Raw genomic sequence first — 15,282 nt, 5'->3', positions numbered from 1 at the left:
AGGCATGAACAATGGCATGATGTTCATCCTGCCATTTGACCCGGAAATTTTCCTCCCTGTACTCGCTTAATGGCGAATAGTTTCGGTAATCCTTCCGTATGTACTGGAAGGCAGTAAGTCATTTCCTAGTGAAAAGGTCCCTTTATCGTCAAAACAGAAGGGGAATGGCACGTCAATCCCGTAGTTTTAAGGGGAAACGGAATGACAGGAGGAGTAAAGATGAATAACACAGGATCAGCATTTCTTCAGGTGAGTGAAATCTCTACGAAAGAAGAAAGGTATGAGCCATTCGGGTGGTACCGCGAGATGCGGAGCAAAACACCGGTTAGGTATGACGAAGCCCGTGGCGTATGGGATGTTTTTCGGTATGAGGACGTTAAATTTGTTCTTGAAAACAAGGATGTATTCTCATCGAGCCGATCTCAGAGCAGCCAGAAGTCACCGATCGAGCAGAGTTTAATCAGCATTGATCCTCCAAAGCATACCGCCATGAGATCATTAGTGAACAAAGCGTTTACTCCGAGGGCGATGAAAGACTGGGAACCGAGGATTGAACGAATCGTCCGGGAGCTGCTGGACGACATCCAGCCCGGCAAAGAGACGGATGTTGTGGCGGCTTTGTCCAGCCCTCTTCCCGTCCTGGTTATAGCCGAATTAATGGGCATTCCTTCACATGATCATGCGAAATTTAAAGAATGGTCCGATTGGGTGGTCGCAGGCCCGAAAGATAACTCAGCGGAAGAACTGCAGAAGCTCGCGGAGAATCAGATGCGGACGTACCGGGAGCTGTATGAATATTTTGCGAAAACCATCTCTTTCAAAAAAACCGAACCTGCAGACGACATCATTTCTGTCCTCGTCCGCTCCGAAATTGACGGGGAAAAACTGACGGATGAAGAAATCATCGGATTCTGCATCCTTCTCCTTGTCGCCGGAAACGAAACCACTACGAACCTGATCTCCAATACCCTTTACTCTTTTATCGAGTATCCGGATGAATATAAAAAAGTAAAAAAGGACCCTGATTTATACTTAAAATCAGCCATTGAAGAAGGCTTAAGGTACCGCTCTCCTGTCCAATCCATGTCAAGGGTCGCAAAAGAAGACGTGGAGATTTCAGGAACATTCATTTCAAAAGGCAGTTTTGTTTTTGCATGGATGGGGTCAGCCAACAGAGACGAGGACGTATTCGAACATGCCCATCTCTTTATAGCCGACCGGAAACCCAATCCGCATCTTGCCTTTGGAAAAGGCATTCATTTTTGCTTAGGCTCCCCTCTTGCACGGATGGAGGCAGAAATTGTTCTGAGAGAATGGATTAAAAAATTTCCGGACTTTGGATTAAGCAGCGATTTCGAGCTGAATCCGATTGAAAGCACGTTCGTCTATGGATTGAAGGAATTAAAGGTTAAAACCAGCTAACACCCTTTTCCCCTGCCATGTATAATGGAAGAAAAAGGGGTGGGAAACATGCACTTTAATTCTGGCGATCTACTGTTTCAGCTATTCAGCTTTGGTATTTTGTTTTTGGCAGGCGCGGTTTTTGTCCGGTTTTTCCAGTCTAATGCACGGTCCAAAAAGCAGCTGGACCGGATTGAAGAAAAGCTTGATCAGCTGCATCAGGATCAAAAGAGCAAGTTTTAAATCCGGCCAGGAATCGGCCGGATTTTTATCTGTACCGGTTCTGATGCCTCTCAAACGCATCATCCTCCAGGCAATAGGCGGTCTGCGTGTATAGCGGAACCACCCGTTGAATGATGGAATTCCATTCAATTCCAAATGATTTCGCCATAAAAAAAGCTCAAAGGGAATTTTCCCTCCAAGCTCAAATGGCCGTGCCTCCTCCTGACTGCTCCTGATAGATCATCGTTTTTCCACTCGTTTTCTTGCTTTTGCGCTCTTTCTTTTCAAGCTTTCTCGCAACAATGGAGAGTGAAAAATTCACGGCAAAATAAATCAGGGCTGTAAGCAGAAAGATCGGTATCACATAATTCACGCTTTTTCCGTTGATAATTTGGGCGTTGTGCAAAAGTTCAGGCATGGCAATTACGACCGCAAGCGATGTATCTTTCAGCAGCGAGATGAACTGGCTGACGATTGGCGGTACCATTCTTCTTAAAGCCTGCGGTAAAATAATGTGCTGCATTGTCTGCATCCACGTTAAACCGGATGACCGTCCTGCTTCAATTTGACCCTTTTCAATCGAATCCAGGCCGCTTCGGACAATTTCAGCGAGCATGGCTGATTCAAAGACAATCAGGGCAACAATTGCCGCCACTATGACTTCGAGCTTGATTCCCACTTCCGGCAAAGCAAAATACGTAAAAAAGATGATAAGCAGCAAAGGCAGATTGCGGATTGTCTCCACCCAAATGGCTACAAGCTGCGAGACAACGGGAATTTTAGCGTAGCGGAGAATTCCGAGCACACTGCCGATTATAAAACTGAAGATTATGGCGATGACCGCCATAATAAGTGTATTCCACAGGCCTGAGAGCAGAAAGTTTAAATTTCCGATTGAGTATGCTCCGATAAAGTCCATATAATGCTCCCCTCCTTACCCGCTTACAGCAAGCCGGCGTTCGAGATAGCCGACAAACAGACTGAGCGGAATCGTTAATACGAGGTAAAACGCAGCGACAAAAATGTACGTATCAAAGATGGCGTACGTCTTATTCGCGACCGAATCTCCGAAATACATTAAATCCAGTCCGGCAATCACCCCGAGGATCGAGGAGTTTTTCACTAAATTGATAAATTGATTGCCAAGCGGCGGTATGACAATTTTGATTGCCTGCGGCAAAATGACATACCTCATCGCCTGAATATAGGTCAGCCCTGAAGATCTCGCTGCCTCCATCTGGCCTGCTGAAACGGATTGTATCCCGGCCCTCACCGCTTCAGCAATGAAAGCAGCTGTATAAATCATTAAAGCGACCGTACCGGATTGGTAGCCATTCAGCTTTAATCCAAGGGAAGGGAGACCATAAAAGAAAATGAAAGCGATCAGGATAAGAGGGATATTCCGGATAAATTCAACATAGACCGTACCGATTGCATTTAGAATCTTCATCGGCGATATTCTCATCACCGCAATGATAATGCCGAGGATAAAACTGCCGATGAGGGCAATCACGCTTGTCTTTACGGTGTTCCCGAAGCCTTGCAGAAAAACATCCAGATTATCTGTCAGAATGGTAAAGTCAAGCATACGGGTCTCCTTTCAAGCAAAGACGAGATGAGCAGGAAGCCCACCCATCTCCTTTTTGCTTCTATTCTTCCTTGATCCATTTTTGTTTAATTTTGTCGTACTCGCCACTGTCCTTCAGCTCTTTAAGGAAGTCGTTAACGTAAGTAGTGAACTCGTCATCACCTTTTACGATGGCAATTCCGTACGGCTCATCTGTAAACGGTTCTCCTGTTAATTCATAATTGGAATCCTGTGCTGCCATCCCATAAAGAATGGAGTTGTCAGTTGTCAGCGCATCCCCCTGCCCTGATTTGAGAGCGGTAAAGGCTTCTGCATAGTTCTCAAATTCAAGAACCTCCGCTTCAGGTGCTTTTTCCTTCACGTTCGCAACAGATGTTGAACCTTTAACAGCCAATACCTTTTTGCCTTTCAAATCTTCCACGCTTTTAATGTCGCTTCCCTTTTTCACAAGAAGAGACTGGCCTGCTTCAAAGTAAACGTCGGAGAAATTCACTTCTTTTTTGCGCTCCTCCGTAATCGTCATGGTTGCAATAATCGCGTCGATATCTCCATTTTGGAGCATTTGCACACGCGTTTTGGATGTGACCTCTTTTAATTCAATTTTCTTTTCATCGCCCAGGATTTTTTTCGCAAGAGCCTTCGCTATATCGATATCGAAGCCTTCGACTTTACCGCTTGCAGGATCTTTATAGCCGAAAAGGTTCGTATCATATTTAACCCCGACAACCAGTTTCCCCCGGTCTTTAATCGCTTCCAATGTGTTTTTCTTTTCCGATCCTGATGATCCGCTGCTGCCGCACCCTGCTGCCACGGCAAGGATCAGGATCAGGAAAGCGCTGAACAACCATCTCAATTGCTTTTTCATTTCTGTTTCCCCCTTATATCTTTTAATGATTTAATACACGGCTTAAAAATACTTTTGCCCGGTCTTCCTTCGGGTTTGTGAAAAATTCATCCGGTTTGCTGTCTACAAGGATTCTGCCCTGGTCCATAAAGATAATCCGGTTTGCCACTTCACGGGCAAACCCCATTTCATGGGTCACCACGACCATCGTCATCCCATCACGTGCGAGCGTCTTCATGACATCCAGCACCTCTCCGATCATTTCCGGATCAAGCGCTGACGTTGGTTCATCAAAGAGCATAATATTCGGTTTCATGGCAAGCCCTCTGGCAATGGCCACACGCTGCTGCTGTCCCCCTGAAAGCTGGGATGGGAACACATCCGCCTTATCGGGAATCCCTACTTTTTCGAGATAGTACATCGCTGTTTTCCTGGCTTCTTCATCTGAAACTTTCAGCGCTTTTTTCGGAGCAAGTGTAATGTTTTCCATTACAGTCCTGTGCGGGTACAGATTAAAGTGCTGAAACACCATCCCTATGTTTTTCCGTAAATCGTTGATATTGACCTTTGAATCGTGAATGGCTTCTTTATTGACCACCAGTTCCCCATCCGTTATCGTTTCCAGCCGGTTAATGCACCGGAGCATGGTGCTTTTGCCTGATCCAGAGGGTCCAACTACAACCACGACCTCTCCTTCAGCCACTTCAAGATTGATGTCGGTCAGAACCTGAAAATCTCCAAAATGCTTATTTACATGACGAAATGAAATCAACCCTGTCCCCCCTTTTATATGCTGTATGTATGCGGCTCAGGTTTTAAGCCTGCTGCTCCCTTAAAATAGGAATATTCTGACTTGTGTAATTATAATTCCATTTAACTTCCTAATTTCCTTCTTAAAATGACAAAATTCTTATAATTTAGTATTTTTTGTAAGGAAATATAACTAAAAAACGGGCTGTCCAGAAAGTATTCTAAGATGTCGCACTTGCTATTTAACTTAGATTTGTTTGGGCAGATTTCCGCTGCAGGACTCCCTCATCCAGGGGCGGGCGGTGAGCCTCCGCGGCGCAAGCGCCTGTGGGGTCTCACCTGTCCCGCTGCTCCCGCAGGAGTGCCGCCCTTCCGCTTCAATTAGCCTGACTCAAATTTTCAAGAAAAAAGGCTGGGAAATAGCTGAAACAACTATTCTCAAAGACGAACAATGTCTAAGTGATTTTTGCTAAACTTTGTTTCTTACGAATGAGTTATACTGAAGAAACAAGTTCGTTCCATTGCGCTGCAGCCACTCCCTTTCCGCGGGGAGGAAGGCTTAAGCCTCCTCGGCTGCGCCTGCGGGGTCTTAAGCGTCCTCTACTTCCCGCAGGAGTTGAGTGGCTTCCGCTCCATTCCACTACGGGATACGATTCTTAGGAAGAATAAACTCTTCTTAAACCAAATAAAAACCCGAACGATTACAGGAATGAGTTACTTAAATCCACCTGATCTTTCGGGTTTTTCATTATCTGAAATACTTATGTCCCAGTCTCGTTTTAAGTGAATGAAACTTTTAAGACAGCCCCTTCTATCTACTCTTTTACTCTATATCTCAAATAATTAAAGTTCGAGGTTGGAATTTCTTTAACGGTGGTGCCATCCTGACCTTTATACACTTCAAATTCCCGGTAGGTTTCAACTTGATAAGTGATCCCTTTGTCCTCCACTTTCTTCGTCCCGACAAGCCGGTCTTCGAGGTCAAACGGATCCTCTGAAGCATCCGCCGGCACGCCCTGGACCGATACCGTTTCCTCATCCCCGCCGATCAGGACCGGGCTGTGAATTTTTTCATTCCGAATGTCCCAGGAACCCATATATACAGAAGCACCAATGATGCACAGAGCCATAAGTGCCGGCCATATACTCTTCCTTATGCTCACAGGCGGTTCCCCTCCTTGTTTTTAATTATTTTATTCGGATGGCGGGAAAAACATGTCCAAAGAAAAAACCGCAAACCATAAACGGTTTGCGGCTGCTTTTCAGTTAATCAAACTTTCAGTTCCTTCTCCATTGCCTTCGTCACGGTACTCAATTACTTTTCCATCGTCCGTTTTATGATAGATCGTAAATCGTTCAACTGTATTTTCAGGTGTATAGTAGATGAACACCTGCGCTTCCATTTTGCCTGCTTTTATCCCTTCGACGTCCGGGTCGGCTGCGGCAGGCTTATAGCCATCCGCCGGCATGTAATCATAGCGGAATGCCTTGGAGCCATCCTCGGTCGTTACTTCTGACGGCTGTGTATTCTGAAGCACACTTTCGGCTTCTTCTTTTGTTAATCCGATTGAAATTTCATCTCTCATTTCAAAAGGAGAGACATAATGTGTTTCTTCTTGAGCGGGCTGCTCCTCTCCAGTATCTCCCTGGTCAGGCTCTTCTGTTTCCGTTCCTGCATTTTCATCTGCAGGTTCTGTTTCTGCTTGATCCTGCTCTTCTTTCGCAGGTTCTTCTTCTTTGGCCGTACCCTGATCAGGTGACTCTTCTTTAGCCGGCTGTTCCGCTTGACCCTGCTCGTCTTGAACGGATTGCTCTGTTTTGGCAGGTTCTGCTTTTCTTTCGCCTGATGATGATTCCTGGGATTGGCAGCCAGCGGCAAAAATCAGCATGAAAGCGGCTCCCAGCGTAATAATGTGCTTGTACATGATGGATAAGACCTCCCGAATTAAAATCACAAAAATAATGGTACCATAAAATCATGCAGCAAAGGAAAATCATTGAAGATCTTTCATAGTATTTGTCGAATCCTATCCCGAATAGGTTTCATAAAACAGCAAATTAAATCGTGTGCATTTTTTCTCTTTAATCAGGGCTAAGGCCGCTCCTTAAACCGGACCATCATATCTATATGAGGAATGCCGTCTTCCAAATAGGTTTCCGTTACAGCCTCAAACCCGAATGAACCATAGAAGTCCCGTAAATATTCCTGAGCCTGAATTTGCACAGCGGGTTCCATTTGTTCCTCCCGAATGAATTCAAGCGCTTTTTCCATTAACATCACGGCCAGTCCTTGTCCTCTGTATTCCGCTTTAACGAGAACCCTGCCTATGGATGCCTCCGGAAAAGAGATACCGGCGGGCAGAAGCCTTGCGTAAGCAGTGATCTCTCCGTCTATTTCATGATAAAGGTGAAAGGATGCCAAGTCCTTCCCATCCACTTCAAGATACGGACAATTTTGTTCCACTACAAATACCTGCGTTCTTTCCCTTAAAATCGAGTAAAGCGTTTCAGCTGATAATTCCTGAAAACTCTTAATCTCCCAGCCCATCATCTATCACCTCATCAAAATTCTTTTTTGGAGAATGGCTGCAGGAGCTTCACGCCCTTCCGGTTCGCCGGGAGCACTTTTAGATCGGCAAGGAGATGACTCGCATACCCAGCTATAGAAGTATAAAATACACCCTGAATCTGCAAATCCTGTTCCAGATAAAAACCGATAAAACCAAAATAAATTAAACCGATGATGGAATGTGTAATTCCTCTATGAGGCTGTCGCGATGCTGCACAAATGAAAACCCCCATCAAAATGATCCACATCTCATTTAAAACCATCCCTGCCCCTGCAATGACAACTCCAGTCATTAAAAGGATGGTCCTCTTTTTCATAAAAATTCTTGGCAGGGCAATCAGACCTGCTCCAATCACCATCCCTAGCCACTGCTGCGTCCCTCTTTCAGTCAGGGCACTGTCACTTGCGAGCAGGACACCCATCAGAGCGAGCAGCCCATAAATCCACTTTCTTGAGGTGAGTGTATTCGATAGCTTTCCGTTTACATCTAAATCCGGTACAAGCCCGGAAAGGACCCCGATTCCAATTAAAGAAGCAGCCGCAACCGGATCTGCATGGTGGCCATATGCGACAGCCATACCGGCTGCGCCGCCAATAAAAGCATGTGAACTTCCTCTCATCATCCATCCGCCTATTCTAGCTGTTATGTATTCTCATCTATTATAGCAAACATACGCTCGCATCTATAGGTTTTTCTTTGACCTTCTTCATGTTTTGATTTATAATGTTGTTCTATGTCCCAGTAGCTCAGCAGGATAGAGCGACAGCCTCCTAAGCTGTAGGCCGTGAGTTCGAATCTCGCCTGGGACGTCAAAAAGCAGCCGCTTTCCTGTTCACAGGATTTGCCGGCTGCTTTTTTTTTGAACCTCTATTAAACTTTGCTGCTGATTTCCGTTACAGGCGCTCGCTTTCCACTTCAATAAACTAGTGTTAAAAATCAACATAAGGCCTTAATAGGACCTACAAAAACTCGTTTTGGACTTATATGATGGCAGGATCATACATGTATTTGCATCCTCTCTTGCAGTTCTTCTACTAATTTTTGAGCACCTTCAGGACTCAAAATGATTTTCCCGTCGGCAAAAGACTGATTTTCCGCGCTGATTTCCCCCGTAACCAAGCAGCTGTCCTGAGAGGTATACTTTTGCAGCACAATTTTCTCATCATCCAGGAAAATTTCAATTGGATCTTTATCTTCAATATGCAGCGCTCTTCTTAACTCGATTGGCAGGACAACCCGTCCAAGTTCATCTACTTTTCTGACGATTCCTGTAGATTTCATTTCCTTGCCTCCAATCTTTATGATTTCTTGCATATCTATTATGTACCATTTCCTTATATTTTTGTAAAATGATAGGTTTTAAATTCCCGCTGTTTTAAAGTTGCCTACACTTCCAATCTCCATTTCTACCCACCCCTTCCCGGGAAAGGTCTGAGCGGAAAATATCGAATTTCCTCGAAAAAAGAAGAAAAAAGGCTTAACCTTCCTTCAATATGGGTATAAACCTTATACCCTTTATACTTTTTAAGCGTTCCCTTTAAACAGGCTTGATGCAACATTCTCTCCCCATTTCTTATCCTCTTCTAAAATACATAAGGATTAGGGCTGCAGATCGTACAGTCAATGGATAAGACAGCAGGAAAGAAGGAAAGAAAACAGATGTATAAAACTGGAGGTGCAGGTATTTGCTAAAACTGACGAATGTATCAAAGATTTACAAAGGCGGAAAACATGCAGTAAAAGAAATCAATCTGGAGATCGAAAAAGGCGAATTTATCTGCTTCATCGGACCAAGCGGATGCGGGAAAACCACGACCATGAAAATGATCAACCGGATGATTGAACCTTCAGAGGGAGACATTTTCATCGAAGGGGAAAACATTCTGGATAAAGACCCGGTTCAGCTCAGACGTGAAATCGGTTACGTCATCCAGCAGATCGGTTTATTCCCTCATATGACCATCCAGCAAAATATTGTGCTCGTACCGAAATTGCTGAAATGGCCGGAAGATAAAAAGAGAGCCAGAGCCGAAGAGCTTCTTAAGCTCGTTGATATGGGGCCTGAATACCTTGACCGCTACCCTCACGAATTGAGCGGAGGACAGCAGCAGCGGATTGGCGTGCTGCGTGCACTTGCAGCTGATCCGCCGCTGATTCTTATGGATGAGCCATTTGGGGCGCTGGACCCCATTACACGGGATGCCCTTCAGGAAGAATTTAAGAAACTTCAGAAAACCTTACATAAAACGATTGTGTTTGTTACTCACGATATGGATGAAGCGATTAAACTGGCTGACCGGATTGTCATTCTTCGGGGAGGAGAAATTGTCCAGGTCGGGACGCCTGATGAAATCCTAAGAAATCCAGCGAATGAATTTGTCGAAGAATTTATCGGAAAAGAACGTCTGCTACAGGCCCGGCCGAATCTGGAGCGGGTTGAGCAGCTGATGAACCCGAATCCTATTACAGTGACGGCAGAGAGAACACTTACAGACGCGATTCAGATCATGAGGCAGAACCGTGTAGATTCCCTGCTGGTCGTTGGAGAAAACAATGTTTTAAAAGGTTACATAGACGTTGAGTCCATTGACTACAACCGCAGAACAGCAACCTTCGTCGGAGACGTCATGAATACCGATGTGTTTACCGTTCAGAAAGATACACTCGTTCGCGACACCGTGAGAAAAATCCTGAAAAGAGGGATGAAGTATGTACCGGTTGTGGATGAGAATCAGCGTCTCGTTGGTATTGTAACCCGGGCCAGTCTTGTAGATATCGTTTATGACTCCATTTGGGGAGATGCAGATATTCATGTTGTATCTTAATAGAAAGGAGCGCTGCAAATGAACGGAATCATTGATTTTCTGCAGACAAACGGAACAGAAATGCTTTTTAAAACGTGGGAGCATCTCTACATCTCCTTAATTGCTGTCCTGTTCGGCATCATCGTTGCTGTCCCGATGGGCATTGCGCTGACAAGGATGAAAAAAGGCGCCGGAGTGATTATCGGTTTCGTGAATATTATTCAGACCCTTCCAAGTCTCGCAATCCTGGCCTTTTTCATTCCATTGCTTGGCATAGGAAAAGTGCCGGCCATCGCGGCTCTGTTTTTCTATTCCGTCCTGCCGATTCTGCGGAACACATATACAGGTGTCCGCGGTGTGAACAAAAACCTTTTGGAATCTGGAAAAGGGGTTGGCATGACGGTATGGGAACAAATCAGGTACGTTGAAATTCCCCTGTCCATCCCGATTATTATGGCTGGAATCCGTACATCCACCGTCTATCTGATTGGCTGGGCAACTCTCGCATCCTTCATTGGCGGCGGAGGACTTGGAGATTACATCTTCATCGGCTTGAACCTGTATCAGCCTGAATTCATTATCGGCGGAGCTGTGCCGGTAACCATTCTTGCGGTAGTGATTGATTACATCCTTTCCATCACTGAAGATAAAGTAACGCCAAAGGGAATCAAAGGGATGAAGGAAGTTGCATGAGGAGGCGGCATACTTGAAAATAAATAAAGCTAAAAAAGCAATAATGGTCATTCTATTATCCTTCTCCATCCTCTTAACCGGCTGCTCCCTTCCCGGCTTAAGCGGGGCTTCGGATACAACGATAAAAATCGGCTCTCAAAACCTCACGGAATCTGAGATTCTCGCCAACATGATCGCCCAGTTAATTCAGCGGAATACGGATTTAGATACAGAGCTGATCAAAAACCTGGGATCCAACTATGTTCAGCATCAGGCTATGCTGTCAGGGGATGTCGACATATCCGCTACACGCTATTCCGGAACAGACCTGACCAGCACACTCGGGATGGAAGCCATTAAAGACCCTGAAAAAGCGCTGAAAACAGTTCAGAAGGAATTTGATAAGCGATTCGGATATAAATGGTTTGACTCTTTCGGTTTCGATAATACATATGCCTTTACAGTCACAGATGAGCTGGCAGCAGAAAATCATTTGGAAAAGGTGTCCGATTTAGCCAAAAACGCCGGTACGTATAAGCTTGGAGTAGATAACGCCTGGCTGAAGAGAAAAGGAGACGGCTATCAGGGATTTGTTGATACCTATAACATCCAGTTTGGAAAAACCTTTCCGATGCAGATCGGCCTTGTATACGATGCCGTGAAAAACAAAAAAATGGACATCGTTCTCGCCTTCTCTACCGATGGAAGAATTAAAGCCTATAACCTGAAGATTCTGGAGGACGACAAAAAATATTTCCCGCCTTACGACTGTTCCCCTGTTATTCCAGAAAAGGTGCTGAAAAAACATCCTGAGCTTGAAGGAATTGTGAATAAGCTGATTGGCAAGATTGATACGGAAACCATGCAGGAATTGAATTATGAAGTCGACGGGAACTTAAAGGAACCATCTGTTGTCGCCGAGGAATTCTTAAAGAAAAATAATTATTTCGAATGAAATAGGAGGTGTTTGACATGAATGTGCTCGAGCAGCTTTGGACGTATTATTCACAAAATGGAGCCTATGTGCTCCATGAATTTTACCGTCACTTCCTGATGTCTGCATACGGGGTATTTTTTGCAGCCATTGTCGGAATTCCAACCGGAATATTCATTGCCAGATATCGAAAGCTGAGCAAGTGGATTTTTTCCATAACCAATGTCATTCAAACGATTCCGGCCCTTGCCATGCTTGCTGTATTAATGCTTGTAATGGGACTTGGAGTGAATACCGTCATTCTTTCCTTGTTCTTCTATTCGCTTCTCCCCATCATCCGGAATACGTACACAGGGATTGTCAGCATCGAAAGTGCTTATTTAGAATCAGGGAAAGCAATGGGAATGACAAAGCTTCAGATTCTGACCATGGTTGAATTGCCGCTGTCGCTTTCCGTTATTATGGCGGGGCTGCGTACCGCACTGGTCATCGCCATCGGAATTACCGCTATCGGAACCTTTGTCGGTGCAGGCGGGCTTGGCGATATCATCGTTCGAGGAACAAATGCTACAAACGGAACAGCCATTATACTGGCTGGAGCCATACCGACAGCTTTGATGGCCGTCCTGGCTGATCTGCTTCTGGGCTGGCTTGAAAAAATCCTATCGCCGGCTAAAAAGAAAAAGATATGGAGTACCGGTTCAGAAGAACGTCCTTCCGCAGATGAAGTCCAGGCTTCTTAATCGGCCGCACAAATGGGCCAAGACATAACAAGATGAATGATCCAAAAAACGGATTCTATTTCCATTCTTCTGCCCTTTGAATAGAATGCATTTTTCGTAGCCAATGTTGTTTTTTCATCAAGTAAGCCGTTCCATTACGCTGCAGACACTCGCTTTCCGCGGGGAGGAAGCTGAGCCTCCTGATATGAACGAAACTTTCAAGGGCCCCCTGCAACCTAATGTTTTACTTTGTTTTTGAACAGCTTTAAGAAGAGAAGCGTATTTCGCTTCTTTTTTTGTGTTTTATTTGACAGGCAGCGACTGAATATAATTCCTTTCTTGTTTATAGAATAGACAGGAAGGACAAGGCACGAAGGCAAAAATTTCAACGGCGGTTAGCACTCTGATATTCGTGGGTTCTCACATTTTATCTTTCCGTATAAAGGACTTTTCCACAAACTCGGGACGTGCGTTCATCCACATGGGACTAGCACAGAGGAGGCGCGTGGATTTTCCTTTCCGGTTTTACTCTTTGCCTTCGAGCCCTATTCTCCCTATTCTATTTTGAATCGGTCTACAACACGTCAGGATCACGACATCTTTTTACGATTCTGGGACATCTTCGACTTCTTGCATCACGGCCCAAATAAAACCAGCTAACTCTCTCGCTACAGCTGTTATGGCTTTACTGCTCTCTTTTCCTCTGGATAGTAAGCGGTAATACTTTTGATGAAGGCGATTTTGTGCTTTCCAGGATATGGACTGAATGGTCGGAGATTGTCCACTTTGTCTTCGTGCCAATTCTCCTTTAACCGCAGGCTTATATCGGTAACTCCAAGCGGCTTCGACCAATAACCGTCGTACATGCCGATTTCCTGTCTTGGTTATATTTCCTTGCCGTCTGCTTTCTCCACTCGAATATTCGCTTGGAATCAACCCGACATATCCCATGAAGTGATTAGGGGTTGGGAACCGTTTAAACGAACCTATTTCTGCCACAACACTCGAGGCGGTGACAAGGGCAACACCTCTCAAACATTGGAGGGCCTGAATTTTCAGAGCATGTACCCCTTCATTTGAGTGAACCCGAATTTCTTCTTCCAGCCTTAAGAGTCTTTGACCGATTTCTTTAAGCTGATAATAGTACTCCTGAAACGTAACCCGCAAAGAAGAATTTTCAAAATGAAGGGTATCCAGCCATCTGAAGTACTTGGTGGTCCACTTATTTACACCTGCCGGTGGCTTAATATCGTTGCGTAGTAAAAATTTGCTTAACCGGTGTTTCACCCTTAACTCATCCTCTTTCACATCTTCCCGGCAACGTACCAGATCCCGAAGGGCTTCGTCTTCTGGAGTAGGAACATAAACGGACGTTAACTCCCCAGCCCGATATAATTGAGCCAGACGAACAGAGTCTCGGCGATCGGTTTTAATTCGATCTCCAGGCCTTTTCGGAATAAGAGTTGGGGCGATCACCGAACAATGAATGTCCAATGTTAGTAATAGTCTGTATAACGGATATCCGGTAGGACCGGCTTCATAACAGACACGAAGGGACTTTGGGCTGCCCAGCTTCTTCATCAATTTTTTCACGGCTTCAGGCGTATGAGGAATGACCCCCCAGTATCTCGGTGCTTCCCGTCCTTCTTCTGCGACCGCAACGGCAATATTTTCTTTTGATACGTCTAAACCTACGTATTTAATGGTATCCTGCATAATAGCTAGCTCCTTCCGTAATGTAGCTCTGATTTGGTTTTGTTTTGTTTGACAAAAACAGTCTAACCAAATCAACCTACGATTTTACGAGTAAGGGGCTAGTTTCGTTCATGATAACTCGGCTTTGCCTGCGGGGTCTTAAGCGTCCTCTGCTTCCCGCAGGAGTCGAGTGCCTTCCGCTTCATTCCACTAGTTTAAAACATGTAAATGTACAATACTTAAAGGAAATACAAACAAAACCCGAACGATATGGCGATCGATTCATGAACCTCTCGCCTAATTGTTCGGGTTTATCATGGGCTTAGATACTTCTGTCCCAACCTCTTTTTACGCAGGTAAAAGATATTCAATAAGGAACCCAGTAAACCAAAAACTTCTCTGAGGGATTACTCTCATACAAGCCAGGCAGCTGGATTTCTTCTTTCAGCTCAAAAATCGTCTGGTTCTCCAGAAACATTATGTACTCTTCGGACGGATAATATAAAACCAGTTCTACATTCCTTTCCGTCTCTTCAACGGAGAGCAATATTTTCCGAATGATTTTATAAAACACCTGAATGGAGAATGGATTAAAAAAGTAAAAGCGGTTGTCAAGCGGATGAATGTCATACTCTTCCGCAAGACAGCAGCAAAATTGAATTTGCTCTTCCCCGTCAGGCTGCTGTTCCAAATAATACTCTTTGTTTTCAACAGCCTCATCATAAAGAGCCTGATTCATTTCAACACCTGTTACAGCCGCCCGAAAAAAGTAATGGATGTAAAAAACAAGCCTTCCTTTTCCGCACCCAAAATCTACAATCTGATCTTGAGAATCCAGTTTGTATTGCTGAAAAAGCAAGTCCAGCGCAGCATAGGGCGTCGGTTCATAAGGATTATAATGAGCATTCATTTTCTGCTTCATATCTTGTACATGTATTCCTGTCCGGATATTCATCAGCTGCTCGTACTCTTCTTCCATGTGTTCCCTTCTCTCTGCAGCCAATAAACCATTTCTTTTCTGCTATTCCCTATACTACACAAGATTTCCCGATAACAAAAACGAACCGCCTTTCCCCCTTA

Annotated in this window: 17 protein-coding genes and 1 tRNA gene; 7 read left to right on the top strand and 11 right to left on the bottom strand. The window is 44.7% G+C overall.

The window, feature by feature from the left end; genetic code table 11:
- Positions 1-219 precede the first annotated feature (219 nt).
- Both CEF21_RS09140 and CEF21_RS09135 read left to right on the top strand, forming a co-directional pair.
- The gene (locus CEF21_RS09140) at positions 220-1,422 is read left to right on the top strand and encodes a cytochrome P450 (protein ID WP_123915502.1); all 1,203 of its coding nucleotides are present in this window, start codon (positions 220-222) and stop codon (positions 1,420-1,422) included.
- A 48-nt stretch (positions 1,423-1,470) separates the two neighbouring features.
- The gene (locus CEF21_RS09135; RefSeq protein ID WP_123915499.1) at positions 1,471-1,644 is read left to right on the top strand and encodes a DUF4083 domain-containing protein; all 174 of its coding nucleotides are present in this window, start codon (positions 1,471-1,473) and stop codon (positions 1,642-1,644) included.
- A gap of 181 nt (positions 1,645-1,825) precedes the next feature.
- Here the strand turns inward: CEF21_RS09135 and CEF21_RS09130 are convergent, their stop codons facing one another.
- The 8 genes from CEF21_RS09130 to CEF21_RS09095 form a co-directional block, all read right to left on the bottom strand.
- Positions 1,826-2,542 carry an amino acid ABC transporter permease gene (locus tag CEF21_RS09130; RefSeq protein WP_123915496.1) on the bottom strand — a complete coding sequence of 239 codons (717 nt, stop codon included), beginning with the start codon at positions 2,540-2,542 and terminating at the stop codon, positions 1,826-1,828.
- A 15-nt stretch (positions 2,543-2,557) separates the two neighbouring features.
- The gene (locus CEF21_RS09125) at positions 2,558-3,211 is read right to left on the bottom strand and encodes an amino acid ABC transporter permease (protein ID WP_123915493.1); all 654 of its coding nucleotides are present in this window, start codon (positions 3,209-3,211) and stop codon (positions 2,558-2,560) included.
- A 61-nt stretch (positions 3,212-3,272) separates the two neighbouring features.
- Positions 3,273-4,076: a transporter substrate-binding domain-containing protein gene (locus CEF21_RS09120; protein ID WP_123915490.1), complete on the bottom strand. Its 804-nt coding sequence runs from the start codon at positions 4,074-4,076 to the stop codon at positions 3,273-3,275.
- A gap of 22 nt (positions 4,077-4,098) precedes the next feature.
- Positions 4,099-4,827 carry an amino acid ABC transporter ATP-binding protein gene (locus CEF21_RS09115; RefSeq protein ID WP_123915487.1) on the bottom strand — a complete coding sequence of 243 codons (729 nt, stop codon included), beginning with the start codon at positions 4,825-4,827 and terminating at the stop codon, positions 4,099-4,101.
- 793 nt (positions 4,828-5,620) lie between these two features.
- Positions 5,621-5,968, bottom strand: coding sequence for a hypothetical protein (locus CEF21_RS09110; protein WP_123915484.1), 348 nt, complete (start codon positions 5,966-5,968; stop codon positions 5,621-5,623).
- A 99-nt stretch (positions 5,969-6,067) separates the two neighbouring features.
- The gene (locus CEF21_RS09105; RefSeq protein WP_123915480.1) at positions 6,068-6,730 is read right to left on the bottom strand and encodes a hypothetical protein; all 663 of its coding nucleotides are present in this window, start codon (positions 6,728-6,730) and stop codon (positions 6,068-6,070) included.
- Between the two features lie 167 nt (positions 6,731-6,897).
- Complete coding sequence (locus CEF21_RS09100) at positions 6,898-7,353, bottom strand: GNAT family N-acetyltransferase (RefSeq protein WP_123920101.1); 456 nt, start codon at positions 7,351-7,353, stop codon at positions 6,898-6,900.
- A gap of 14 nt (positions 7,354-7,367) precedes the next feature.
- Entirely contained in the window at positions 7,368-7,997 is a 630-nt protein-coding gene (locus CEF21_RS09095) for a metal-dependent hydrolase (protein ID WP_123915477.1), read from the bottom strand.
- Between the two features lie 113 nt (positions 7,998-8,110).
- Between CEF21_RS09095 and CEF21_RS09090 the strand changes: the two genes are divergently transcribed.
- Positions 8,111-8,184 (top strand) — tRNA-Arg (locus tag CEF21_RS09090).
- 187 nt (positions 8,185-8,371) lie between these two features.
- On the opposite strand, the gene CEF21_RS09085 is transcribed toward CEF21_RS09090, so the two are convergent.
- Positions 8,372-8,656 (bottom strand): AbrB/MazE/SpoVT family DNA-binding domain-containing protein, encoded by a 285-nt coding sequence (locus tag CEF21_RS09085; protein ID WP_123915474.1) that lies wholly within the window; start codon positions 8,654-8,656, stop codon positions 8,372-8,374.
- Between the two features lie 404 nt (positions 8,657-9,060).
- On the opposite strand from CEF21_RS09085, the gene CEF21_RS09080 reads away from it, so the two are divergent.
- The 4 genes from CEF21_RS09080 to CEF21_RS09065 are packed head-to-tail and all read left to right on the top strand — an operon-like array spanning position 9,061 to position 12,528.
- Positions 9,061-10,200: a betaine/proline/choline family ABC transporter ATP-binding protein gene (locus CEF21_RS09080; RefSeq protein ID WP_123915471.1), complete on the top strand. Its 1,140-nt coding sequence runs from the start codon at positions 9,061-9,063 to the stop codon at positions 10,198-10,200.
- Positions 10,201-10,218: 18 nt separating this feature from the next.
- Positions 10,219-10,872 carry an ABC transporter permease gene (locus CEF21_RS09075; RefSeq protein ID WP_123915468.1) on the top strand — a complete coding sequence of 218 codons (654 nt, stop codon included), beginning with the start codon at positions 10,219-10,221 and terminating at the stop codon, positions 10,870-10,872.
- A 43-nt stretch (positions 10,873-10,915) separates the two neighbouring features.
- Complete coding sequence (locus CEF21_RS09070; RefSeq protein WP_123920099.1) at positions 10,916-11,806, top strand: osmoprotectant ABC transporter substrate-binding protein; 891 nt, start codon at positions 10,916-10,918, stop codon at positions 11,804-11,806.
- Between the two features lie 17 nt (positions 11,807-11,823).
- Complete coding sequence (locus CEF21_RS09065; protein WP_123915466.1) at positions 11,824-12,528, top strand: ABC transporter permease; 705 nt, start codon at positions 11,824-11,826, stop codon at positions 12,526-12,528.
- A 582-nt stretch (positions 12,529-13,110) separates the two neighbouring features.
- Here the strand turns inward: CEF21_RS09065 and CEF21_RS09060 are convergent.
- A complete protein-coding gene (locus CEF21_RS09060; RefSeq protein WP_123915463.1) occupies positions 13,111-14,223 on the bottom strand; it encodes an IS110 family RNA-guided transposase in 1,113 nt (370 codons plus the stop codon).
- A 346-nt stretch (positions 14,224-14,569) separates the two neighbouring features.
- Entirely contained in the window at positions 14,570-15,181 is a 612-nt protein-coding gene (locus CEF21_RS09055; RefSeq protein WP_123915459.1) for a class I SAM-dependent methyltransferase, read from the bottom strand.
- Positions 15,182-15,282: the final 101 nt, after the last annotated feature.

It is taken from the genome of Bacillus sp. FJAT-42376 (genome assembly GCF_003816055.1).
GTDB lineage: Bacteria > Bacillota > Bacilli > Bacillales > Bacillaceae > Metabacillus_B.
Note: the sequence above shows the minus strand (reverse complement) of the source record. Positions and strands in the feature narration are given on the sequence as shown.

Coding starts and splice junctions, on each gene's coding strand:
- CEF21_RS09140 (WP_123915502.1), top strand. CDS start 220: ATGAATAACACAGGATCAGCATTTCTTCAGGTGAGTGAAATCTCTACG.
- CEF21_RS09135 (WP_123915499.1), top strand. CDS start 1,471: ATGCACTTTAATTCTGGCGATCTACTGTTTCAGCTATTCAGCTTTGGT.
- CEF21_RS09130 (WP_123915496.1), bottom strand. CDS start 2,542: ATGGACTTTATCGGAGCATACTCAATCGGAAATTTAAACTTTCTGCTC.
- CEF21_RS09125 (WP_123915493.1), bottom strand. CDS start 3,211: ATGCTTGACTTTACCATTCTGACAGATAATCTGGATGTTTTTCTGCAA.
- CEF21_RS09120 (WP_123915490.1), bottom strand. CDS start 4,076: ATGAAAAAGCAATTGAGATGGTTGTTCAGCGCTTTCCTGATCCTGATC.
- CEF21_RS09105 (WP_123915480.1), bottom strand. CDS start 6,730: ATGTACAAGCACATTATTACGCTGGGAGCCGCTTTCATGCTGATTTTT.
- CEF21_RS09100 (WP_123920101.1), bottom strand. CDS start 7,353: ATGGGCTGGGAGATTAAGAGTTTTCAGGAATTATCAGCTGAAACGCTT.
- CEF21_RS09095 (WP_123915477.1), bottom strand. CDS start 7,997: ATGATGAGAGGAAGTTCACATGCTTTTATTGGCGGCGCAGCCGGTATG.
- CEF21_RS09085 (WP_123915474.1), bottom strand. CDS start 8,656: ATGAAATCTACAGGAATCGTCAGAAAAGTAGATGAACTTGGACGGGTT.
- CEF21_RS09075 (WP_123915468.1), top strand. CDS start 10,219: ATGAACGGAATCATTGATTTTCTGCAGACAAACGGAACAGAAATGCTT.
- CEF21_RS09070 (WP_123920099.1), top strand. CDS start 10,916: ATGGTCATTCTATTATCCTTCTCCATCCTCTTAACCGGCTGCTCCCTT.
- CEF21_RS09065 (WP_123915466.1), top strand. CDS start 11,824: ATGAATGTGCTCGAGCAGCTTTGGACGTATTATTCACAAAATGGAGCC.
- CEF21_RS09060 (WP_123915463.1), bottom strand. CDS start 14,223: ATGCAGGATACCATTAAATACGTAGGTTTAGACGTATCAAAAGAAAAT.
- CEF21_RS09055 (WP_123915459.1), bottom strand. CDS start 15,181: ATGGAAGAAGAGTACGAGCAGCTGATGAATATCCGGACAGGAATACAT.